Source organism: Microbacterium bovistercoris (assembly GCF_003387575.1).
In the GTDB taxonomy this organism is placed as follows: domain Bacteria; phylum Actinomycetota; class Actinomycetes; order Actinomycetales; family Microbacteriaceae; genus Microbacterium; species Microbacterium bovistercoris.
The window spans coordinates 54,949-76,106 of the sequence record NZ_QUAB01000024.1; the positions used below are offsets into that span (position 1 = coordinate 54,949).

Annotated in this window: 17 protein-coding genes; 8 read left to right on the top strand and 9 right to left on the bottom strand. The window is 70.5% G+C overall.

All coding sequences use genetic code 11. The annotated features are described in order from the left end of the window. Positions 1 to 140: 140 nt before the first annotated feature. From DY023_RS04765 to DY023_RS04775, 3 genes are all read right to left on the bottom strand, one after another. Positions 141 to 1,148, bottom strand: a complete 1,008-nt coding sequence (locus tag DY023_RS04765) for a LacI family DNA-binding transcriptional regulator (RefSeq protein ID WP_116241205.1) — start codon at positions 1,146 to 1,148, stop codon at positions 141 to 143. A gap of 60 nt (positions 1,149 to 1,208) precedes the next feature. Then, positions 1,209 to 2,333: a bifunctional 2-methylcitrate synthase/citrate synthase gene (locus DY023_RS04770; RefSeq protein ID WP_116241206.1), complete on the bottom strand. Its 1,125-nt coding sequence runs from the start codon at positions 2,331 to 2,333 to the stop codon at positions 1,209 to 1,211. A 151-nt stretch (positions 2,334 to 2,484) separates the two neighbouring features. Then, complete coding sequence (locus DY023_RS04775; protein ID WP_116241207.1) at positions 2,485 to 3,267, bottom strand: thioesterase family protein; 783 nt, start codon at positions 3,265 to 3,267, stop codon at positions 2,485 to 2,487. A 92-nt stretch (positions 3,268 to 3,359) separates the two neighbouring features. Between DY023_RS04775 and DY023_RS04780 the strand changes: the two genes are divergently transcribed. The 5 genes from DY023_RS04780 to DY023_RS04800 all read left to right on the top strand — a co-directional run bounded on the left by DY023_RS04780 (position 3,360) and on the right by DY023_RS04800 (position 9,587). Further along, positions 3,360 to 4,922, top strand: a complete 1,563-nt coding sequence (locus tag DY023_RS04780; protein WP_116241208.1) for a carboxyl transferase domain-containing protein — start codon at positions 3,360 to 3,362, stop codon at positions 4,920 to 4,922. A gap of 254 nt (positions 4,923 to 5,176) precedes the next feature. Continuing rightward, positions 5,177 to 7,132: an acetyl/propionyl/methylcrotonyl-CoA carboxylase subunit alpha gene (locus DY023_RS04785; protein WP_245958594.1), complete on the top strand. Its 1,956-nt coding sequence runs from the start codon at positions 5,177 to 5,179 to the stop codon at positions 7,130 to 7,132. 18 nt (positions 7,133 to 7,150) lie between these two features. Continuing rightward, the gene (locus tag DY023_RS04790) at positions 7,151 to 8,299 is read left to right on the top strand and encodes an acyl-CoA dehydrogenase family protein (protein WP_116241209.1); all 1,149 of its coding nucleotides are present in this window, start codon (positions 7,151 to 7,153) and stop codon (positions 8,297 to 8,299) included. A gap of 5 nt (positions 8,300 to 8,304) precedes the next feature. Beyond that, positions 8,305 to 8,772 carry a MaoC family dehydratase gene (locus DY023_RS04795; protein WP_116241221.1) on the top strand — a complete coding sequence of 156 codons (468 nt, stop codon included), beginning with the start codon at positions 8,305 to 8,307 and terminating at the stop codon, positions 8,770 to 8,772. Beyond that, positions 8,769 to 9,587, top strand: coding sequence for an HpcH/HpaI aldolase/citrate lyase family protein (locus DY023_RS04800; protein WP_116241210.1), 819 nt, complete (start codon positions 8,769 to 8,771; stop codon positions 9,585 to 9,587). The genes DY023_RS04795 and DY023_RS04800 overlap by 4 nt, the downstream gene beginning before the upstream one ends. 165 nt (positions 9,588 to 9,752) lie before the next feature. On the opposite strand, the gene DY023_RS04805 is transcribed toward DY023_RS04800, so the two are convergent. The 6 genes from DY023_RS04805 to DY023_RS04830 are packed head-to-tail and all read right to left on the bottom strand — an operon-like array spanning position 9,753 to position 17,839. After that, the gene (locus DY023_RS04805; protein ID WP_116241211.1) at positions 9,753 to 11,000 is read right to left on the bottom strand and encodes a D-arabinono-1,4-lactone oxidase; all 1,248 of its coding nucleotides are present in this window, start codon (positions 10,998 to 11,000) and stop codon (positions 9,753 to 9,755) included. Between the two features lie 28 nt (positions 11,001 to 11,028). Next, positions 11,029 to 12,183, bottom strand: coding sequence for an ROK family transcriptional regulator (locus tag DY023_RS04810; protein WP_116241212.1), 1,155 nt, complete (start codon positions 12,181 to 12,183; stop codon positions 11,029 to 11,031). Positions 12,184 to 12,208: 25 nt separating this feature from the next. Next, positions 12,209 to 14,596, bottom strand: a complete 2,388-nt coding sequence (locus DY023_RS04815; RefSeq protein WP_116241222.1) for a beta-xylosidase/alpha-l-arabinosidase — start codon at positions 14,594 to 14,596, stop codon at positions 12,209 to 12,211. Positions 14,597 to 14,631: 35 nt separating this feature from the next. Further along, positions 14,632 to 15,507, bottom strand: a complete 876-nt coding sequence (locus tag DY023_RS04820) for a carbohydrate ABC transporter permease (protein WP_116241223.1) — start codon at positions 15,505 to 15,507, stop codon at positions 14,632 to 14,634. An 11-nt stretch (positions 15,508 to 15,518) separates the two neighbouring features. After that, the gene (locus tag DY023_RS04825; protein ID WP_116241213.1) at positions 15,519 to 16,538 is read right to left on the bottom strand and encodes a carbohydrate ABC transporter permease; all 1,020 of its coding nucleotides are present in this window, start codon (positions 16,536 to 16,538) and stop codon (positions 15,519 to 15,521) included. An 8-nt stretch (positions 16,539 to 16,546) separates the two neighbouring features. After that, positions 16,547 to 17,839: an extracellular solute-binding protein gene (locus DY023_RS04830; protein WP_116241214.1), complete on the bottom strand. Its 1,293-nt coding sequence runs from the start codon at positions 17,837 to 17,839 to the stop codon at positions 16,547 to 16,549. A 150-nt stretch (positions 17,840 to 17,989) separates the two neighbouring features. On the opposite strand from DY023_RS04830, the gene DY023_RS04835 reads away from it, so the two are divergent. From DY023_RS04835 to DY023_RS04845, 3 genes are all read left to right on the top strand, one after another. After that, positions 17,990 to 18,985, top strand: a complete 996-nt coding sequence (locus DY023_RS04835; protein ID WP_116241215.1) for a LacI family DNA-binding transcriptional regulator — start codon at positions 17,990 to 17,992, stop codon at positions 18,983 to 18,985. Positions 18,986 to 19,060: 75 nt separating this feature from the next. Further along, positions 19,061 to 20,251 (top strand): xylose isomerase, encoded by a 1,191-nt coding sequence (xylA, locus tag DY023_RS04840; protein WP_116241216.1) that lies wholly within the window; start codon positions 19,061 to 19,063, stop codon positions 20,249 to 20,251. Between the two features lie 160 nt (positions 20,252 to 20,411). After that, positions 20,412 to 21,158, top strand: a 747-nt coding sequence (locus DY023_RS04845) for an FGGY family carbohydrate kinase (RefSeq protein ID WP_245958595.1), incomplete at its 3' end; no start/stop codon positions are given.

Sequence of the window (21,158 nt, forward strand, 5' to 3'; positions counted from 1 at the left end):
GTCGTGCCTCGACCTGGGTGGTGGAGACGGCCCGCTTCTACAACGTTGTAGTAAACGTTGTAGAAGTATTCTGACGCGCACACCGGAATCTGTCAACGTCGGAATGACGGATGCCGCAGAAGCGGCCGATCAGCGGCGAGTCAGCGGGTGGCGGACTCGCGCTCGAGCACGCGGAAGTCGGCGAGCAGCGTGCGCGGCGGGCCGTCGACGGAGCCGTCGATGCGCTCGCGCAGCGTCGCGACCGCCGTGCGCGCGATCCAGTCCCTGCCCGGATCGACGGTCGTCAGCGACGGGATGGAGTACTCCGCCTCGTCCAGGCCGTCGAAGCCGATCACCGCGATGTCGCCCGGCACCCGACGCCCGGCCTCCTGCAGCACGCGCATGGCGCCGAGTGCGAGGGTGTCGTTCAGCCCGAACACGGCGTCGAACTCCACGCCCCTGGCGAGCAGTTCGCGCATGGCCAGAGCGCCGTTGGCGCGGTGCCAGAACGTCGTGTAGCCGATCAGGTCTTCGTCGAACGGGATGCCGGCGGCATCCAGCGCCTCGCGATAGCCCTGCAGACGCAGCGCGGCGGAGCCGATCACCTCGCCCTCGTGCGCGCCGACGATCGCGATCCGCCGCCGCCCCGATGCGATCAGGTACTCAGTGGCAGCGCGGGAGGCTTCGACGTTCCGCATGGTGACGTGGTCGGTCGGCCCGTCGAAGATGCGCTCACCGAGCAGCACCATCGGATAGGGCACGTCGAGACGCGCGACGTCGTCCTGGTCCATGCCGAGCGCGCTGAAGATGAGGCCGTCGGTGAGCTGACGGCGAGGGCTGCGCAGCAGCTCCAGCTCGCGATCGCGGTCGCCGCCGGTCTGCTCCACGAGCACCGAGAGGCCGGATGCCTCAGCGGCCTCGATCACCGACGCGGCGAGCTCGGCGAAGTACGACAGCGCGAGGTCCGGGAGCGCCAGCGCGATGGCATCCGTCTTGCCGGAGCGCAGACTGCGAGCGGTGAGGTTCGGCGTGTAGCCGAGCTCGGCGATGGCCTGCTCGACCCGCTCCTTGGTCGCGGGGCGGATGTGCGGGTAGCCGTTGATGACGTTCGAGACAGTCTTTATCGAGACGCCCGACGCCCGAGCCACGTCGTGCAGTGTGACGGCCACATCTCCCCCTCGGCGACCGCGGACGCGGACACTGTCACCCTACATCGATGTATGTGTCTCCTATGAGACGTGGCGCTCGTCGACGCCGTTGTAGGCCGACAGCGGGCGGATCAGGGCGTTCGAGGCCGCCTGCTCCATGATGTGCGCGGTCCAGCCGGTCACGCGCGCGGCGATGAACAGCGGCGTGAACACCTCGGTCTCGAAGCCGAGGATGTTGTACGCGGGGCCCGACGGGTAGTCGAGGTTCGGGTAGATGCCCTTGCGCGCGACGAACTCCTTCTCGAGCGCGTCGTAGAGCTCGCCGAGGTCGGTGCGGCCGGACTCGGCGATGAGCCGGTCGAGCGCCGCCTTCATGGTCGGCACGCGCGAGTCGCCGTTCTTGTAGACCCGATGCCCGAAGCCCATGATCTTCTTCTTCTTGGCCAGCGCGTCGTCCAGCCACGGCACGACGTTCTCGGCCGAACCGATCTCGTCGAAGATGTGCATGACCGCTTCGTTTGCGCCACCGTGCAGCGGACCCTTCAGCGCGCCGATCGCACCCACCACGGCCGAGTACAGGTCCGAGGTGGTCGACGCGATCACGCGGGCGGTGAAGGTCGAGGCGTTGAAGGAGTGCTCGGCGTACAGCACCATCGAGATGCGGAACACGTCGATCGCGGCCTCCGAAGGCAGCTCGCCGAAGGTCATCCAGAGGAAGTTCGCGGAGTAGTCCAGGTCGTCGCGCGGGGCGATCGGTTCGAGCCCGCGGCGGCGCCGCTGCACGGCGGCGACGATCGTCGGCAGCTGCGCGAACAGGTAGAGCGCGCGGCCGAGGTCGAGGTCGGGATCGGTCCAGCCGCCGGGCCGGTTCAGGGTCTCATCGAACGTGCCGAGCTGGCTGACGACGGTGCGCACGACGTCCATCGGGTGCGCATCGAGCGGGATCAGGTCGAGCAGGGCGACGGTGCGCTCGTCGAGCGGACGCAGCGCGCGCTCGCTCTTCTGGAAGGCCTCCAGCTGCGCAGCATCCGGCAGTTCGCCGCTCCAGAGCAGGAAGGCGACGGCCTCGAACGGCTGGGTCGCGGCGAGTTCCTGCACCGGGTAACCGCGGTACAGCAGGCTGTTGGTCTCGGGGTTGACCTTCGAGATCGCGGTCGTGTCGACGACCACACCGGCGAGGCCCTTCTTGATGTCTGCGTCAGCCATCCCGTGCTCCTTCGCGTCGCGGCGCAGGCTCTGCGCCCAAGCAGGATGCTCGCACAGGGAGGGTGTCCGCGCGAAATCCGCCTGCCTCCAGCTCCGGTCTGTTCGCTCCGCGGATCCTGAGCGAGGAGCGCAGCGACGAGACGAAGGGCGCTCAGGAGCCGAAGGGCAGCGGCCGGATGGTCAGCTCCTGCACCGAGGTGCCGACCGAGCCCTCCTCGTCGTGCAGCACCGTATGCGTGATGCCGAGCCCGCCGGGTCCGATGCTCATCGTCGTGTCGAACCCGATCCAGTCCCCGACCGGTTCGCGCAGCAGGTGCGCGGTGAGGTCGAGGTTCGGGAAGGCGACCTCGCTCGGCGACACCCGAGGGGTCAGGCCGTTCGCGAGGTCGACGTACCCCAGCATCCGCGCCGCCGCGCTGACCTCCTCACCCTCGATCAGCGGCAGCAGCGGACGCACCCAGGCATGCGCGCGGCCGGGGAACTCCTCGACGCGGCGGATCTCGGGGGTGCGCACGAAGGCGCCCGGCCAATCCGGAGCATCCCACGTCGGCATCCCCCCGCGCGGCGGCATCGCCGGGAACGCCGAGCCGGCGGCATCCGCCGTGTCATGCGCCTTCATGAACCAGGCCCGCCCGACGGCGGCGGGGCGGCCGTCGTGGCTCAGCGTCGCCTCGATCAGCTCGATGGTGCGTCCGGGGCGCAGTACGCGCACCTGCACCTCGACGATGTCGATCGGGATGACGCCGAGGATGTCGTAGGTCACCTTGCCGAGGGTGAGCGGATGCTCATGGCGCGACGAATGCTCGAGCTGCATCAGGTGCGCGAGCAGGCCGAACGTCGGAGCGATGTGCTGCTCCTCCACGTTCCAGGCACCCTCGGTGGCCCTGGTCGCACGGAACATCGTCTCGCCGAGGCGTTCGAAATAGGCGGTCATGCGGGAAGCCTACGACCATTGCGGGCAGGTGCTGATTCAGTTACTCTGGACTAACTCAGTGAATGATCACTAACTGAACTTCAGAGGATGCGATGACGCAGCTCACGAATCACGACGCGCAGCAGGCCCTCGCCGACGACCTGCGCGAGCGCCTCGCCGTCGCGGCTCTCGGCGGGCCTGAGCGGTCCCGCGAACGCCACGTCGCGCGCGGCAAGCTCCTCCCTCGCGACCGCGTGAACCGGCTGCTCGACGAGGGCAGCCCGTTCCTCGAGGTGGCGCCTCTCGCAGCATCCGGTCTTTACGGCGACGAGGCCCCCGCCGCGGGGGTGATCGCCGGCATCGGACTGGTGCACGGACGCCACGTGATGGTCGTCTGCAACGACGCCACAGTCAAGGGCGGCACGTACTTCCCGATGACGGTGAAGAAGCACCTTCGGGCGCAGGAGATCGCCCTGGAGAACCGGCTGCCGTGCATCTACCTCGTCGACTCGGGCGGCGCGTTCCTGCCGATGCAGGACGAGGTGTTCCCCGACCGCGACCACTTCGGCCGGATCTTCCACAACCAGGCGCGCATGTCGGCCGAGAGGATCCCGCAGATCGCCGCCGTGCTCGGCTCGTGCACCGCGGGCGGCGCCTACGTGCCGGCGATGAGCGACGAGACGGTGATCGTGCGGAACCAGGGCACGATCTTCCTCGGCGGGCCGCCGCTGGTGAAAGCCGCCATCGGCGAGGTCGTGACCGCCGAGGAACTGGGCGGCGGCGACCTGCACGCCCGCCGCTCGGGTGTGGCCGACCACCTCGCCGAGGACGACGAGCACGCACTCGAGATCGTGCGCGACATCGTCGCCACGCTCCCGGTGCCCGACGAGCCGGCCTGGGAGGTACTGCCGGCCGTGCCGCCCGTGGCCGATCCCGCCGAACTGTACGGCGTCGTCCCGGTCGACGTGAACCAGCCCTACGACGCCCGCGAGGTGATCTCGCGGCTGGTCGACGGCAGCGAGCTGCACGAGTTCAAGAAGCTCTACGGCGAGACGCTGATCACCGGGTTCGCCCGCATCCACGGGCACCCGGTCGGCATCCTCGCCAACAACGGCGTGCTGTTCAGCGAGTCCGCGCAGAAGGGCGCCCATTTCATCGAGCTGTGCGACCAGCGCGGCATCCCGCTGCTGTTCCTGCAGAACATCTCGGGCTTCATGGTCGGCAAGGACGCCGAGGCGGGCGGCATCGCCCGCGATGGCGCGAAGATGGTCACCGCCGTCGCGACCACGCGGGTGCCGAAGCTCACCGTCGTGATCGGCGGGTCGTTCGGCGCCGGCAACTACGCGATGTGCGGGCGGGCCTACTCGCCCCGATTCCTCTGGACCTGGCCGGGCAGCCGCATCTCGGTGATGGGCGGGCCGCAGGCCGCCTCGGTGCTGTCGACGGTGAAGGACGAGCAGCTCGGCGGAGCGTGGACCGCCGAGGAGCGCGCCGAGTTCGAGGCACCGATCCGCGCGAAGTACGACGAACAGGGCAGCCCGTACTACGCCACGGCCCGGCTCTGGGACGACGGTGTCATCGACCCGCTGCAGACCCGCGACGTGCTGGGCCTCGCGCTCGACGTCGTCTCCCGCACTCCCCTGCCCGAACCGCGCTTCGGCGTCTTCCGGATGTGATCATGACCATGACTGATTCCCGCGGTGAAGACGTTTCGTCTCGCTCCTTCGTCGCTCGCTCAACGGCCGAGGGCGCTCCGGTTCCTCCGGTTCCTCCGGTTCCTCCGGTTCCTCCGGTTCCTCCGGTTCCTCCGGTTCCTCCGGTTCCTCCGGTTCCTCCGGTTCCTGAGCGAGCGAAGCGAGACGAAGGGCGCTCAGGACCCGCGTCCCGGTCGGTTCCTGAGCGAGCGAAGCGAGACGAAGGATTCGACACCGTGCTCGTCGCGAACCGCGGCGAGATCGCACGCCGCGTGATCCGCACGCTGCGGCGTCTCGGCATCCGCTCCGTCGCGGTGTACAGCGACGCCGACGTCACCGCCCCGCATGTCGCGGAGGCCGACGAGGCGGTGCGGATCGGCCCGGCCGCGGCTTCCGAGTCGTACCTCTCGATCGACGCCGTCATCGACGCGGCGAAGGCGACCGGGGCGCAGGCGATCCACCCGGGTTACGGGTTCCTCTCCGAGAACGCCGCGTTCGGGCGCGCCTGCGCCGAGGCCGGCATCGTGTTCATCGGCCCCGACGAGCGCGCGCTCGACGTGATGGGCGACAAGATCCGCGCCAAGGATCACGTCGCCGCGCACGGCGTGCCGACCGTGCCCGGCTTCAGCGCCGCCGGCATGTCGGACGCCGAGATCGCGGATGCCGCAGACGCGGCCGGATTCCCGCTGCTGATCAAGCCGTCCGCGGGCGGCGGCGGCAAGGGCATGCAGATCGTGCGCTCGGCCGCCGAGCTGGACGACGCTCTCGCGACGGCCCGCCGGGTGGCGCGCTCGTCGTTCGGCGACGACACCCTTCTGCTGGAGCGGCTCATCGAACGCCCGCGGCACATCGAGGTGCAGGTGCTCGGCGATGCCGCGGGCACCGTGATCCACCTCGGCGAGCGCGAGTGCACCCTGCAGCGACGGCACCAGAAGGTGATCGAGGAGTCCCCCTCGCCCGTCATCGACGACGAGACCAGAGCGCGGCTCGGCGCGGCGGCCTGCGCCGCCGCGGCGTCGATCGGCTACCGGGGTGCGGGCACCGTGGAGTTCCTCGTCGCCGGCGCCGACACCAGCGAGTTCTTCTTCATCGAGATGAACACCCGGCTGCAGGTCGAACATCCGGTCACCGAGCTGGTGACCGGTGTCGACCTCGTCGAACAGCAGTTGCGCATCGCCGCAGGGCTGCCGCTCGAGATCGCGCAGGATGACGTGCGGCTGGACGGTCACGCGATCGAGGCACGGGTGTACGCCGAGTCGCCGGCACGCGGGTTCCTGCCCGCGACCGGTGAGGTGCTGCGCTGGGCCCCGTCGCCGGAGGCGCGATCGGATGCCGCGGTCGAGACCGGCAGCGTGGTGACCGCCGACTACGACCCGATGATCGCCAAGGTCATCGCGCACGGCGAGACCCGCGAAGAGGCGTTGGAGCGCCTGGATGCGGCGCTCGCCGACACCGTGCTGCTGGGTGTGGAGAGCAACATCGCCTTCCTGCGCGCGCTGCTCGCCGATCCCGCTGTCGCAGCGGGCGACATGGACACGGGGCTGATCGACCGTCTCCCCGCCTTCCAGGACCCGGCTCCGACGGATGCGGCGCTGCGCGCCGCGGCATCCGCGCTGTCCCCTGCCGTGGAGCACAGCCGTCCGCACGCCTCGCCGCTGTGGCGCTCCGGGGACGGATGGCGCATGGGCGAGGCGTCCGTGCCACGCATCCAATGCTTCGAAGCGGCCGACGGGACCCTCGTGAGCACCACGCTCCCCTCGCTCCGGTCTCACTCGTTGCGGGTGTCCGGGCAGAACACCCACAACGAGTGGGACCGGAACGACGGGGGCGTCGAGCCGGCGGAGGTCGAGGTCGCCCCGGACGGCACGATCTGGGTGCACTCCGGTGGCGTGGCATCCGCTCTTCGTCCGCTGAGCCGCCGCGAGGCGGCAGAGCACCGGCTCGCGAACCGCGAGCGCGAGGCGGGCGCGACCAGCCCCGACCTGCGCGCCCCGATGCCTGGCGCCGTCACGGTCGTGCACGTCGCCGAGGGCGACGTCGTCACCGCCGGGCAGCGCATCGTCACCATCGAGGCGATGAAGATGGAGCATCCGCTCCTCGCCGCGCACGACGGCGTGGTCGCCCTGCACACCGCCGTGGGCGACCAGGTGAGCCGCGATCAGCTGCTCGCCGTCGTCACACCCGAATCCTGATCCCACGAGGAGAGAACCATGTCCCTTGAGCTGACCGAAGAGGAGCGCGAGCTCCGCGCGATGGTGCGCGACTTCGCCGACGGGGTCGTCGCCCCGCAGGCGTACGAGGCCGATCGCACTCACACGCTGAACCTCGATGTCGTGCGGCAGATGGGCGAGATGGGCCTGTTCGGCCTGCCCTTCCCCGAGGAGGTCGGCGGCCAGGGCGGTGACTACTTCGCCCTCGGTCTCGCGCTCGAGGAGCTCGGCCGCGTGGACCAGTCGATCGCGATCACGCTCGAGGCCGGCGTGAGCCTCGGCGCGATGCCCGTGTTCCACTTCGGCACCAAGCAGCAGAAGGAGGAGTACCTGCCCGACCTGCTCGCAGGGCAGGCTCTCGCGGGCTTCGGCCTGACCGAACCGGAGGCGGGATCGGATGCCGGCGCGACCCGCACCACCGCCCGCCTCGACGGCGGCGAGTGGGTGATCAACGGCAGCAAGCAGTTCATCACCAACTCCGGCACCGACATCACCCGGTTCGTCACCGTCACCGCGGTCACCGGCGAGCGGGATGGCCGCAAGGAGATCTCCACCATCATCGTGCCGAACGGCACCCCCGGATTCACCGTCGAGCCCGCCTACGACAAGGTCGGCTGGCACGCCTCCGACACGCATCCGCTCACCTTCACCGATGCGCGCGTGCCCGAGGGGAACCTGCTCGGCGAGCGCGGCCGCGGCTTCGCCGGCTTCCTGCGGATCCTCGACGAGGGCCGCATCGCGATCGCCGCGCTGTCGACCGGCGCCGCGCAGGGATGCCTGGAGGCATCCATCGACTACGCGCAGAAGCGCACCGTGTTCGGCGAGGCGCTCTCGACCCGGCAGAACGCGCAGTTCACGATCGCCCGTATGCAGGCCCGCGTGCACAACGCCCGCCTCGCCTGGCAGCACGCGGCTCGGCTGTGCGCCGCCGGAAAGCCCTTCAAGGTGGAGGCCGCGATCGCGAAGCTGACCGCGAGCGACGCCGCCATGGACAACGCCCGCGACGCGACCCAGATCTTCGGCGGCAACGGGTTCATGAACGAGTACCCGGTGGCGCGGCACTACCGCGACTCGAAGATCCTCGAGATCGGCGAGGGCACCAGCGAGGTGCAGCTGCTGGTGATCGCCCGGTCGCTCGGGCTAGCGTGACGGACATGAGCACCGTCACCCAGCGCGGCCTGTACTACGACGAACTCGAAGAGGGCGTCACCTATCAGCACACGCCCGGTCGCACCGTGTCGGATGCCGACAACACGCTGTTCAGCGCGCTCACGATGAACCCGCAGGCCTTGCACGTGGATGCCGCGTACGCGGCGACCACCGAGTTCGAGCGGCCGCTGGTGAACTCGATGTGGACACTGTCGACGATGGTCGGCCTGTCGGTCGGCCACCTCACGCAGGGCACGCTCATCGCGCAGCTGGGACTCTCGGACATCGAGTTCCCGCATCCGCTCTTCGCCGGCGACACGCTGTCGGTGTCGACGACTGTGGTCTCGAAGCGGGAGTCGAAGTCGCGGCCCGGTCAGGGCATCGTCGTGCTCGCGCACACCGGCGTGAACCAGGACGGCACCGTCGTCGCGCGCGCGACGCGCACCGCGTTGATGAAGATGAGCCCGGCATGAGCGCGTTCGGACTCGGACCGGCGCTGCTGTTCTGCCCGGCGGATCGGCCGGAGCGGTACGCGAAGGCGGCGGAGCGAGCGGATGCCGTGATCCTCGACCTCGAGGACGCCGTGGCCCCCGACACGAAGGATGCCGCGCGCGCGGCGCTGATCGCCGGCGCCCACGGGCTCGACCCTGCCCGCGTGATCGTGCGTGTGAACCCGATCGGGACGGCCGACCACGAGGCCGACCTCGACGCGATCGCCGAGACGCACTTCCGCACGCTGATGATCGCGAAGTCGGAGAGCGCCGACGCGATCGCCGATCTGCGACCCGGCTACAACATCGTCGCGCTGTGCGAGACGGCGCGCGGCGTCGTCGAGGCGGAGCGCATCGCCGCGGTCGATCGCGTCGTCGCGCTGATGTGGGGCGCGGAGGATCTGGTCGCCAGCCTCGGCGGCTCTTCCTCGCGATTCCCGAATGGGCAGTACCGCGATGTCGCGCGCGCCGCGCGGGCACGGGTGCTGCTCGCCGCCGGCGCCCACGGCAAGGCCGCGATCGACGCCGTGCACCTCGACATCGCCGACGTGGACGGGCTGCGTGCCGAGGCATCCGACGCCGTGGCATCCGGGTTCGCGGCGACCGCGTGCATCCACCCCTCGCAGGTCGAGATCGTGCGCGACGCGTACCGCCCTGCCGACGAGGAGATCGCCTGGGCGCGGCGCGTCATCGACGCGGCCTCCGGTGAGCGCGGCGTATTCGCGTTCGAGGGCCGCATGGTCGACGAGCCCGTGGTGCGCCACGCCCGCGCCGTGCTGGGGCGCGCCGGCGCCTGACGCACCTCCTGTTCCGGTCCCAACCGTTGCGGGTGCCAGGCACGAAACACCCGCAACGAGTGAGACCGGAGCCGAAGAAGCGCCCCCACCGGATGCTCCGGTCCCAACCGTTGCGGGTGCCGGCCCCGAAACACCCGCAACGAGTGAGACCGGAGCGAGTGAGAGTCAGAGGCCGAGGCGCTCCAGGTACGGGTTCACGAAGCGGCGGTCGGGGTCGACCTCGGCGCGCAGCGCCGCGAAGTCGTCCCACCGGGCGTAGCGGCGGCGCACCTCGGCGCCGTCGAGGGTGAACACCTTGCCCCAGTGCGGACGCGCGGTCTGCGGCAGCGCCGCCTCGAGGTCGGGCAGCAGCGCACGGACAGCGACTTCTTCGGGGCGCCAGGTGAAGTGCAGTCCGACGGCATCGGCGCCGTACGAGCTGCTCAGCCACAGCTGGTCCGCGGCGACCGTGCGGATCTCGTTCACCAGCAGCAGCGGGGCGATCCGGTCGGCGAGTCCGCGAACCGCCTCGATCGCCGCCACGGCGTCGCGCCGCGGCACGAGGTACTCGCTCTGCAGTTCGGCCCCGGCGGAGGGCGTGAACTCGAGCTTGAAGTGCGGCAGGCGCTGGAACCACGGCCCCGGAGCGCCGCCCTGATCCGTGCACGCCTCGGCGTCGACACCGAGGATCGGATGCCGCTTCACCTCGGCCGGAACCGCGCCCAGCCGCCCGGGGAGATCCCCTGCGAGATCCTCCGCGCCGCGCTGCTTGATCCAGAGCTGGTCGGCGCGGTCGGTGCGCTGCCAGGTGGTGAAGATGCTGACGCTGGTGCCCGCGCCGGTCACCGCATCGAGGTCGTCGAGGATCGCGTCCCAGCGCGGCCCCTCGAACACGCGCTGAGCGACCTGGTAGGTCGGCTCGACGTCGAGCACCAGCTCGAGCACCGCCCCGAGCGCTCCGATGCCGACGACTGCCCCGGCGAACCGCCGATCTTCGCGGTGCAGGCGCAGCACTTCGCCGGATGCGGTGAGCAGCGTGACCTCCCGCACGGCGGCCGCGAGCGACCCGATCGCGTCGCCCGATCCGTGGGTGCCGGTCGCGACGGCGCCGGCCACCGAGATGTGCGGCAGCGACGCGAGGTTGGCGAGGGCCAGGCCATCCGCCTCGAGCCGCGGGGCGATGTCGCCATAGCGCAATCCGCCCGAGACGCGCACGGCGTCGCGCTCGGGGCTGATCTCGCACACGGCGGGCATGCGGTCGAGCGCGATGAGGGTGCCTGCGGTGTCGGCGATGTCGTTGAAGCAGTGCCGGGTGCCGAGCATCCGCACGGGTTCGCCGGACGTGATGAGCGCACGCGCCTCGTCGACCGTCTCCGGGTGCACGACGGACCCCGTGTAGCGCACGTTCCCCGCCCAGTTGCGTTCCTCGCCCATCGGGCTTCTCCTCGTGGTCAGGCGCCGCTCAGCCGAGCGGATCGGACAGCAGTCGTTCCATCGCGGCGTCGGCCGCGCCGATCAGCAGGCGGTCGGCACCCAGCGCCGCCGACGCCAGCTCGAGATTCTCGGCGGAGGCGGCGAGCGCACGACCGCGCACCTCGTCGTCGAACCCCTCCTGGTCGATCTCGCGCAGGGCGGCGAGGAAGCCGGCCAGCACGATCTTCGACGGGTTGAGCACGTTGACGGCATTGCTGAGCGTGGCGACGAGGATGCGTCGCTGCCGGGCCGTCTCGGTCGCCGCCTCGGCGGATGCGGTGAGCGCTCTCTGCAGCTCCGCGTCGTCGGGTGCGGTGAGCCCCGTGGCGCGGACCAGACGCGCACGGTTCACCTCGTCTTCCAGCACGCCGCCCTCGGCGCGGCGATCCGCGGCATCCGCCAGGCTGGGGGCCGCCTGGCCCCACTCGCCGGCGTACCCGCCCGCACCGCCGATGAGGTGCCCGTGCAGCACCAGCCCGCCGCCGATGCCGCTGGCGCCGCCGTTGAGGTAGACCACGTCGCCGTGCTCGCGCGCGGCGCCGAACAGCCGCTCCGCCCTGGTGCCGTAGGTGGCGTCGTTGCCGACCACGACCGGCAGGCCGAGTGCGTCGCCCAGCGGGCCGGCGATGTCGGCGTCGTGCCACTGCAGGTGCGGGGCGAACCGCACCAGGCCGTCCTCGGCGCGGACCAGCCCAGGCACGGCGACGCCGGCGCCGACGATGCGGCAGTCGCGCAGCGTGTCCGCTCGCCAGGCCGTGACGGTGCGCGCGACGATCTCGACGACCTCGGCGACATCCGGGTCGCTCACGGCGATCCGCTCGCGGACGCGCACGGTGCCACCCAGCGACACCGCACCGATCTCGACGGCGTCGATCTCGGGGTTCACGCCGATGGCGACCACGTCGGGGCTGGGTGCCACGATGGGCGAGGGACGGCCCACCCTGCGGGTCGGGTCGGGTTCATGCTCGCGCACGAGACCGGCCGCAGCGAGCCGCGCGACGAGGTCGGACACGGTCGACCGGTTCAGACCGGTCTCGGCGGTGATCACGGCGCGCGAACGCGGTCCTCCGTGGTGCACCAGCCGCAGCACCTCTGCCAGGTTGGTGCGCCGCACCCCCTCGACGGTCGTCGCCCGCTCATTCATCGTCCCAGGCTACCGAGGCCCGCCGTCACTCGACCGAAACCGCCACGACACGGGCATCCGCGCCGGTGACCTCGTGCACGCCGCCGGTGAGCAGCACGGTCGCCGCTGCCGTCGCGCCGCCGGGCAGCGAACGCTGCGCGCGCGGACGCTCGCTGGAGATCGCCCCGCCCGTGACATCCGCCGGACCGGATGCCGGCGGCTTCGCCTCGGCGTGCGCCCCGACCCACACCTGCACGGGACCGGGCTCGACGACGCGGACGAGTCCGCGGTCGGTGAACGCGAAGCGGGCCGACGGCACGTCGAAGCTCACCCGGCGGCTCTCGCCCGGCGAGAGCTGCACGCGCGCGTACCCCAGCAGCTGCGCGACCGGCCGGGTGACGCTCGCGACCGGGTCGTGCCCGTAGAGCTGCACCACGTCGGTCGCCGCGACATCGCCGGTGTTGCGCACCGTGACCGCTGCCGTGAACCGGCCGCTCGTGGAGGCCTCGGTCGACACCGCGAGATCCTCGTAGGCGAAGGTCGTGTAGCTCAGCCCGAACCCGAACGGCCGCAGCGGGGTGGGGTCGGTGGACGTCACATCCGACGGGCCGCCGAGCGGGGGATGCAGGTAGCTGTACGGCTGCGATCCCGACGAGCGCGGCAGGCTCACCGGCATCCGCCCCGACGGCGCGACCGCACCGGTCAGCACGTCGGTGATCGCCTCTCCCCCGGCCTCGCCGGGGAAGAACGCCTGCAGCACCGCCGCCGGCCGCGGGCCGTCACCGTCCAGCGACCAGTCGATCGCGTAGGGGCGACCGGTGATCAGCACCACCACGACCGGCGTGCCGGTGGCGACCAGCGTCTCGACCAAGTCGCGCTGCGCGCCGGGCAGTTCGAGCGACTCGACGTCGTTGCCCTCCCCGACCGTTCCGCGTCCGAACAGCCCCGCCTGGTCGCCGACGACGACCACGGCGACCTCGGCGCCGGATGCTGCGGCCGCGGCATCCGCGAAGCCGGAGCGGTCATCCCCCTCCACCTCGCAGCCGCGGACGTGCACGATCTCGGCATCCGGCAGCGCGGCGGCGAGCGCCTCGCGGACGGTGGGGATGTCGAATCCGAGCTCGTGACCGGGGTGGTGCGCCAGCACGTGGTTCGCGAACGAGTAGCAGCCCTGCAGCGCGGCCGTGCGGTCGGCGTTCGGGCCGATCAGCGCGATGCGCCGGGCGTCCTTCGCCAACGGCAGCGCGCCGTCGTTCGAGAGGAGCACGAGCGACTCGGCCGCGAGCCGCCGCGCCGCAGAGCGGTGCCGGGGCGTGTCGAGGTCGATCTGCGCGGGCGGCTCGTCGGCGAAGGCGCCGGGATCGAGCAGACCGAGCTGTTCCTTCTGCAGCAGGACACGTGTCACTGCGCGATCGAGGTACGCCTCGTCGAACAGGCCCGCCCGCACCCGCTCCACCAGCGGCGCCAGGTATGCGTCGCCGGAGGGCAGCTCCACGTCGATGCCCGCGGCGAGCGCGAGTGCCGCGGCCTCGCCGCGGTCGGCGGCGACGGCGTGCATGACCTCGAGGAACGCGACGGCGAAGTAGTCGGCCACCACGACGCCGTCGAAGCCCAGCTGCTCGCGCAGCAGGGCCGTCAGCAGCGCGGGATCCGAGGCCACGGGGACCCCGTCGATCTCGGCGTAGCTGTTCATCACGCTGCGCACCCCGCCGTCGCGGATCGCCATCTCGAACGGCGGCAGGAAGAGGTCCGCCACCTCGCGGGGTCCGGCCGGCACCGGCGCGTGGTTGCGGCCGGCGCGGGAACCGGAGTAGCCGAGGAAGTGCTTCAGCGTGGCGTGCACTCCGTGGGACTGCAGACCCTGCACGTAGGCGGTGCCCACGGTGCCGACGAGGTACGGATCCTCGCCGATGCACTCGTCGACGCGACCCCAGCGCGGGTCGCGCACGACGTCGAGCACGGGCGCCAGCCCCTGGTGGATGCCGAGGTCGCGCATCGACTCGCCGATCAGCGCGCCCATCTCGGCCACGAGCTCGGGATCGAACGACGCTCCCCAGGCCAGAGGCGTCGGGAACGTCGCCGCCTTCCAGGCTGCGAGGCCGGTCAGGCACTCCTCGTGCACGAGCGCCGGGATGCCGAGCCGGGTCTCGGTCTTCAGGCGGCGCTGCTCCTGCCACAGCCAAGCTGCGCGTTCGGCCGGGTCGACAGGCCTTGTGCCGTAGACCCGGGTGTAGTGACCGATCCCGTGCCGGGTGATCTCGGCGAGCGCTCCCTCGGAGCGGGCCATCTCGTTCTGCATCGGAGCGACGACCTCGCCACCCTGGTCGAGCCAGTAGCCGACCAGTTGCGCGGCCTTCTCCTCCAGGGTCATCTCGGCGAGCAGGGCGCTCACGCGCGGGGTCGCGGCCGGAAAGGCCGGAAGGGCGGATGCCATGGCGGGGGTCTCCGTCGTCGTGTCGGGCAGGGTCGTCATCCCTTCACCGCCCCGGTGAGACCGCCGACGATGCGCCGCTCGAACAGGCTGAAGAACACCAGTGCGGGCAGCATCGACAGCGCCGTGTACGCGAGCACGCGCGCGGTGTCGACCGAGTACTGCGAGGAGAAGTTCTGCACGCCCAGCGGCAGGGTGAACAGGGCCTGATCGCTCAGGATGAACAGCGGCAGCATGTAACCGTTCCACGCACCGACGAAGGCGAGGATGCCGGTCGTGATGACGCCGGGAAGGCTGAGCGGGATCACCATCCGCCAGAAGAAGCCGAGGCGGGAGGCGCCGTCGATGGCCGCCGCCTCCTCGAGCTCGTCCGGGATGGCGCGGAGGAACGGCACCAGGATGATGATCGTGACCGGCAGCGCGAACGCGATCTGCGGCAGGATGATGCCGGCCAGGCTGTTCACCAGACCGAGGTTGCGGATCATCAGGTACAGCGGCGTGATCGCCACGGTGATCGGGAACATCAGTCCCGCCGCGAACAGCGAGTACATCACGCCTTTACCGCTGAACCTGTAGCGGGCGATGACGTAGCTGGCCATCACGCCGAGCACCACCGCGCCGACCGTCGTGCCCAGCGCCGAGATCGTGGAGTTCAGCATCGCCGTCCAGAACTCGCTGCTGGAGAGCACCTCGCCGTAGTTGGCGAGCACCCACGGGTCGGGCCATCCGGACGGGTCGAGCGTGATCTGGGAGTTGCTGCGGAATCCGCCGATGATCACGTACAGCACCGGGGTGATGCAGATCGTGATCAGCACGACCGCCAGCAGGTAGACGCCGGGGCTGCCCCAGCGGAGCTTCGGCCTGCTGCGCCGCCCCGACGGGCGCACGGCGCGGATCGCGACCGAGGTGTTCATGGTGTCGGTGCTCACTTCTTGCGGCCCTTCCTGCTGCGTGGTCCGGTCAGTGCGCCTTCTGTGTCGCGGCGCAGCACGAACCGCTGATAGATGAGGGCGACCACGAGCGAGATGAGGAACAGCATCACCGCGACCGCGTTGCCGAACCCGTAGTTCCCCGCGAGGTGGCCGTTCTGGTACATGTACGTGGCCATGGTGGAGGTGCCGGCGGTGGCCGCGATGTACTGGCCCCAGATGATGTTCACCAGGTCGAACAGCTGCAGCGCGCCGATGATCGACAGGAACGCCCAGATCCGGATGGTCGGCCCGAGCAGCGGCAGCGTGATGCTCCACTGCATCTTCCAGAAGCCGGCCCCGTCGATCGCTGCGGCCTCGTACAGCTCTTCGGGGATGGACTGCATTCCGGCGAGCATGAGGATCACCGCGAAGCCGAGGTACTTCCAGGTGAGGATGATCATCAGCGACCAGATCGCGATCGACGGGTCGGCGATCCAGGACTGCTGGAATGCGCCGAGGCCGATCTTCTCGAGCAGCGAGTTCAGCGCCCCGGCATCCTGCAGCATCAGGCTCCACCCGATGCCGACGACGACCTCTGCGATCACGTAGGGGGTGAAGATCAGCACGCGGATCAGGGACTGCCCGCGGATCTTCTGGTTCAGCAGCAGCGCGAACAGGATCGCGATCGGCCCCTGCATCACGAGCGAGAGCACGACGATGATGAAGTTGTGCGAGACGGCGGCGCGGAACGTCTCGTCCTGCCACATCAGCACATAGTTGTCCAGGCCGACGAACTCGGTCGGCCAGCCGAAGCCGTTCCACTTGAAGAATCCGTAGAACCCGGCCATCAGCACCGGGAAGATGACGAATCCGAGGAAGAGCAGCAGGGCGGGGCCGGAGAGGAGCGCGATCTCGCCGCGCTTGCGCCAATCGGCGCGCGGGGCCCGCCGCACCGGGGCCGGCATGGCGCCGGCCCCGGTGCGGTCGTTCCCCTCAGGCACGGTGGGAGCCGCGACGGCCTGAGCATGCGACATGGTGCGGATCAGCCCCTCGCCGCCGCGGCGCTGACGGTCTCGATCAGCTTCTCGGGAGAGCCCTGACCGGCGAGCATCTCCACGACGCTGGTGTTCAGCGCGTTGCCGACGTTCTGGCCGAGCGCGGTGTCGAGCCACAGTGAGACGTACGGCGCCTCCTGGTAGGCCTCCATCAGCGGCTTCAGCGACGGGTCGGTCACCGCGCCGACGGCATCCTGGTTGGCCGGGATGGTCTGGAACGCGACGGCGTACTTCTCCTGCCATTCCTTCGACGAGACGAAGTTCAGGAACTCCTCGCAGGCCGCCGGGGAGTCGTTCGAGCAGGAGTACCCGTCGACGCCGCCCATCATGGCGCCGGGCTCGCCGTCGCCGCCGTCGACCTCGGGGAACGGGAACCAGTTCAGGTCGGGCAGCGGCTTCTGGTCGGGCGTGAGGCTCGCGATGACGCCGACGTCCCAGGCGCCCATGAGCTCCATCGCGGCCTTGTGGTTGGCCACCAGGCCGGCCGACGAGTTGGCGCCCTGCTGGGCCGAGGTGGTGAGGAAGCCCTTGTTGAACGGCTCGATCTGGGCGAAGTCGTCGAGGTTCTCCGCGGCGGTGAGCCAGCACTCGTCGCTGAAGTCGGCCTCTGTCGCCAGGTTCTCGATCACGTCCTGCCCGCAGGATCGCAGGGCGAAGAAGTAGTACCAGTGCGCCGCCGGCCAGGCGTCCTTCGCACCGAGCGCGATCGGCGAGATTCCCGCGGCCTTGAGCTTCGCGACGGCCTCGCCGAGGTCGTCGATCGTGGTCGGGTTCTCGGTGATGCCGGCCTGCTCGAACAGGTCCTGGCTGTAGAACATGCCGCCGGGGAGCACTGCGCTGGGCATGCCGTACTGCTTGCCGTCCACGGTGAACGCGCTGAACGGCGCGTCGCCGAACGACTTCTTCACGTCGGGGTCGATCTTGCCGGAGAGGTCCTTCACCTTGCCGGCGCTGACGATGTCGGCGAGCTTGGCGCCGCCTCGCGCCATGAAGATGTCCGGCATGTCGCCGGAGTTCACGGCGGTCTGCAGCTTGCCGTCCATGTCCTCGTTCTGGATGGAGGTGACCTTGATCGTCACATCCGGGTTCTCCTTGTGGAACGCGGCCGCGGCGTCATCCCAGTACTGCTTGCCGTCGCCGGTGGTGGAGTTGTGCCACATCGTCATCGTGACCTTGCCACCGTCATCCGCGTCGCCCGAGCCGCCCGAGCAGGCGGTAAGGCCGAGCGTTCCGAGCGCGGCGACGGCTGCGGCTGCAGCCCAGGCCTTGCGTGCCTTCATGCTGTGTCTCTCCTCATCATCGAGTGGGTGCAGTGTGATCGTCAGGTATTTGTTGCCAGCTGCACCGAATGGAACGTCGGCAACTCTGCCACTCCGGCGCGAGCATGTCAATCGTTATCGATATCGTTTTCGAAACCTAGGATAGGGCGCATGACGGGGCGGATCACCATCACCGACGTGGCCCAGGCGGCCGGCGTCTCCGTGGCCACGGTGTCGAAGGCCATCAACGGACGCGACGGCGTCTCGCGCGCCACGCTCGCGCACGTGATGCGGGTCGTCGACGATCTCGGCTACGAGAGCTCGCTGGTCGCGACCTCCATGCGGCGCAGCCGCACGAACGTGATCGGCGTGCTCGTCGCGGAGTTCGAACCCTTCGCCCTGCAGCTGCTGCGCGGAGTGTCGGATGCGCTGCGCGACACCCGCTACGACGTGCTCTCCTACGCCGGCACCGTCTCGGCCGGGGAGCACCACGGCTGGGAGCGGCGCTCGCTCTCCCGGCTCGGCGGCACGCTGATCGACGGAGCGATCCTGGTCACCCCCACGATCGCCCCCGATGCCCCGATCCCGACCGTCGCCGTCGACCCGCACGTGGGCACCAGCCGGCCGGCGACCGTGAGCGTGCAGAACGTCGCGGGCGCGCGCGCCGCCACCGAGCACCTGCTCACCCTGGGACACCGGCGCATCGCCCACCTGCGCGGACGCACCGACCTCGAGTCCGCCCAGCAGCGCGAGGAGGGCTATCGCGCCGCGCTCGACGCCGCAGGCATCCGATACGACCCCGCCCTGGTCGCCGACGGCGGCTACCGCGCCGCGGAATCGACCGCCGGCGCGCATGCACTGCTCGACCTGGCGGACGCACCGACCGCCGTGTTCGCGGCGAACGACGTGTCAGCCATCGAGATGATGCGCGTCGCGACCGAGCGCGGACTGCGCGCGCCCGACGACCTCTCGGTCGTCGGCTTCGACGACATCCCCGAGGCCGCCTCGCACGCGCCGCAGCTGACCACGGTGCGCCAGCCGCTGCTCGAGATGGGCGCGGCGGCGGTGCGGATGCTGCTGGCAATGCTCGACGGCACCGAACCGGATGGCGTGCGCATGCCGACGGAGCTCGTGGTGCGGGCGTCCACCGCTCCCCCACGCGGCTGAGGCGTTGCATCCGCCCATCCGTCCTGATATGTTCTGCCCTACAACATTTCATCGACCAGCTTCAGGCGGATCATCATGGCACTCACCCCCACCAAGGCGGACAGGTTCTCGTTCGGCCTCTGGACCATCGGCTACAACGGCACCGACCCCTTCGGCGGCCCTACCCGCCCGGCGCTCGACGTCGTGCACGCCGTCGAGAAGCTCGCCGAGCTCGGCGCCTACGGCCTGACCTTCCACGACGACGACCTGTTCGCGTTCGGTTCGACGGATGCCGAGCGGCAGACCCAGATCGACCGGCTGAAGGGCGCCCTCGCCGACACCGGCCTTATCGTGCCGATGGTCACCACGAACCTGTTCAGCGCGCCCGTGTTCAAGGACGGCGGCTTCACGTCGAACGACCGGCAGGTGCGCCGCTTCGCGCTGCGCAAGGTGTTCCGTCAGCTCGACCTCGGCGCCGAGCTGGGTGCGAAGACATTCGTGATGTGGGGCGGCCGCGAGGGCGCCGAATACGACTCCGCCAAGGACATCCGCGCGGCGCTGGAGCGCTACCGCGAGGCCGTGAACCTGCTCGGCGACTACGTGACCGACAAGGGCTACGACATCCGCTTCGCCATCGAGCCGAAGCCGAACGAGCCGCGCGGCGACATCCTGCTGCCCACCCTGGGCCACGCGATCGCCTTCATCGACTCGCTGGAGCGCCCCGAGCTCGTGGGTCTGAACCCCGAGGTCGGGCACGAGCAGATGGCGGGTCTGAACTTCGCCGCCGGCATCGCCCAGGCGCTGTACCACGGCAAGCTGTTCCACATCGATCTGAACGGCCAGCGCGGCATCAAGTACGACCAGGACCTGGTCTTCGGCCACGGCGACCTGCACAACGCGTTCGCACTGGTCGACCTGCTCGAGAACGGCGGCCCCGGCGGCGTCCCGGCCTACGACGGCCCGCGCCACTTCGACTACAAGCCCAGCCGCACCGAAGACGAGAACGGCGTATGGGACTCCGCCGCGGCGAACATGCGCACCTATCTGCTGCTGAAGGAGCGCGCCGCGGCGTTCCGCGCCGACCCCGAGGTGCAGGAGGCGCTGGCCGCGGCGAAGGTCGCGGAGCTTTCGCAGCCCACGCTGAACCCGGGCGAGAGCTACGACGACTTCCTCGCCGACCGCAGCGCCTACGAGGACTTCGACGCGGACGCGTACCTGGGCGGCAAGGGCTTCGGCTTCGTGCGCCTGCAGCAGCTGGCCACCGAGCACCTGCTCGGCGCCCGCTGACCCGACCACGGACCCGGCTCGCCCGGAGACCTCGAGTCCCGCGCGAGACCGCAGTGAGACCCCGGCTTCCACACGAACCCCAGCCTCAGCGGCGAGGTCTCGCTCAGAAGTCGGGGTCTCACGCCGAACAGAGCACAACAGAGATGAGAGGATGCCGCGCATGGCGCTGGTGATCGGAGTCGACTCGTCGACGCAGTCGTGCAAGGTCGTCGTGCGGGACAGCGCGACAGGCGCGGTGGTGCGCACCGGGCGCGTATCGCACCCCGAAGGCACCGAGGTCGACCCCGAAGCCTGGTGGGATGCACTGCAGCGCGCGCTCGCCGAGGCGGGCGGGCTGGACGGCGTCTCCGCCGTCTCGATCGCCGGGCAGCAGCACGGGATGGTGGCGCTCGACGCCCGGGGCCGCGTGATCCGCCCCGCCCTGCTCTGGAACGACACCAGGTCGGCAGGCGCGGCCGCCGACCTGGTCGCCGAGCTCGGCGCGGGGCGGTTCAGCACCCGCACCGGCGTCGTGCCGGTCGCGTCCTTCACCGTCACGAAGCTGCGCTGGCTGGCCGACGTCGAGCCCGAGAACGCCGCCCGCGTCGCCGCCGTCGCGCTGCCCCACGACTGGCTCACCTGGCGACTGCGCGGCTTCGGCCCCGTGCAGGCAGGAGGGAATCCGCAGCTCGAAGAGCTGGTCACGGACCGTTCGGATGCCAGCGGCACCGGCTACTGGGGAGCGGACGGCTACGACCGCGACATCCTCTCGCTCGCCCTGCGCAGGGATGCGAGTGGCATCGTGCTGCCGCGCGTGCTCGGCCCGGCCGAGACGGTCGCCGGGCCGGGTGCGGCGACTGCCGCCCAGCCGGGTGCGGGCGCCGGCGTCGCCGGCATCCGCTTCGCCGCCGGCGCCGGCGACAACGCC

What these genes read in the sequence shown, in the direction of transcription:
- DY023_RS04770 (WP_116241206.1), bottom strand. Translation starts at nt 2,333, where the DNA reads ATGGCTGACGCAGACATCAAGAAGGGCCTCGCCGGTGTGGTCGTCGAC.
- DY023_RS04775 (WP_116241207.1), bottom strand. Translation starts at nt 3,267, where the DNA reads ATGACCGCCTATTTCGAACGCCTCGGCGAGACGATGTTCCGTGCGACC.
- DY023_RS04780 (WP_116241208.1), top strand. Translation starts at nt 3,360, where the DNA reads ATGACGCAGCTCACGAATCACGACGCGCAGCAGGCCCTCGCCGACGAC.
- DY023_RS04790 (WP_116241209.1), top strand. Translation starts at nt 7,151, where the DNA reads ATGTCCCTTGAGCTGACCGAAGAGGAGCGCGAGCTCCGCGCGATGGTG.
- DY023_RS04795 (WP_116241221.1), top strand. Translation starts at nt 8,305, where the DNA reads ATGAGCACCGTCACCCAGCGCGGCCTGTACTACGACGAACTCGAAGAG.
- DY023_RS04800 (WP_116241210.1), top strand. Translation starts at nt 8,769, where the DNA reads ATGAGCGCGTTCGGACTCGGACCGGCGCTGCTGTTCTGCCCGGCGGAT.
- DY023_RS04805 (WP_116241211.1), bottom strand. Translation starts at nt 11,000, where the DNA reads ATGGGCGAGGAACGCAACTGGGCGGGGAACGTGCGCTACACGGGGTCC.
- DY023_RS04810 (WP_116241212.1), bottom strand. Translation starts at nt 12,183, where the DNA reads ATGAATGAGCGGGCGACGACCGTCGAGGGGGTGCGGCGCACCAACCTG.
- DY023_RS04815 (WP_116241222.1), bottom strand. Translation starts at nt 14,596, where the DNA reads ATGGCATCCGCCCTTCCGGCCTTTCCGGCCGCGACCCCGCGCGTGAGC.
- DY023_RS04820 (WP_116241223.1), bottom strand. Translation starts at nt 15,507, where the DNA reads ATGAACACCTCGGTCGCGATCCGCGCCGTGCGCCCGTCGGGGCGGCGC.
- DY023_RS04825 (WP_116241213.1), bottom strand. Translation starts at nt 16,538, where the DNA reads ATGTCGCATGCTCAGGCCGTCGCGGCTCCCACCGTGCCTGAGGGGAAC.
- DY023_RS04830 (WP_116241214.1), bottom strand. Translation starts at nt 17,839, where the DNA reads ATGAAGGCACGCAAGGCCTGGGCTGCAGCCGCAGCCGTCGCCGCGCTC.
- DY023_RS04835 (WP_116241215.1), top strand. Translation starts at nt 17,990, where the DNA reads ATGACGGGGCGGATCACCATCACCGACGTGGCCCAGGCGGCCGGCGTC.
- xylA (WP_116241216.1), top strand. Translation starts at nt 19,061, where the DNA reads ATGGCACTCACCCCCACCAAGGCGGACAGGTTCTCGTTCGGCCTCTGG.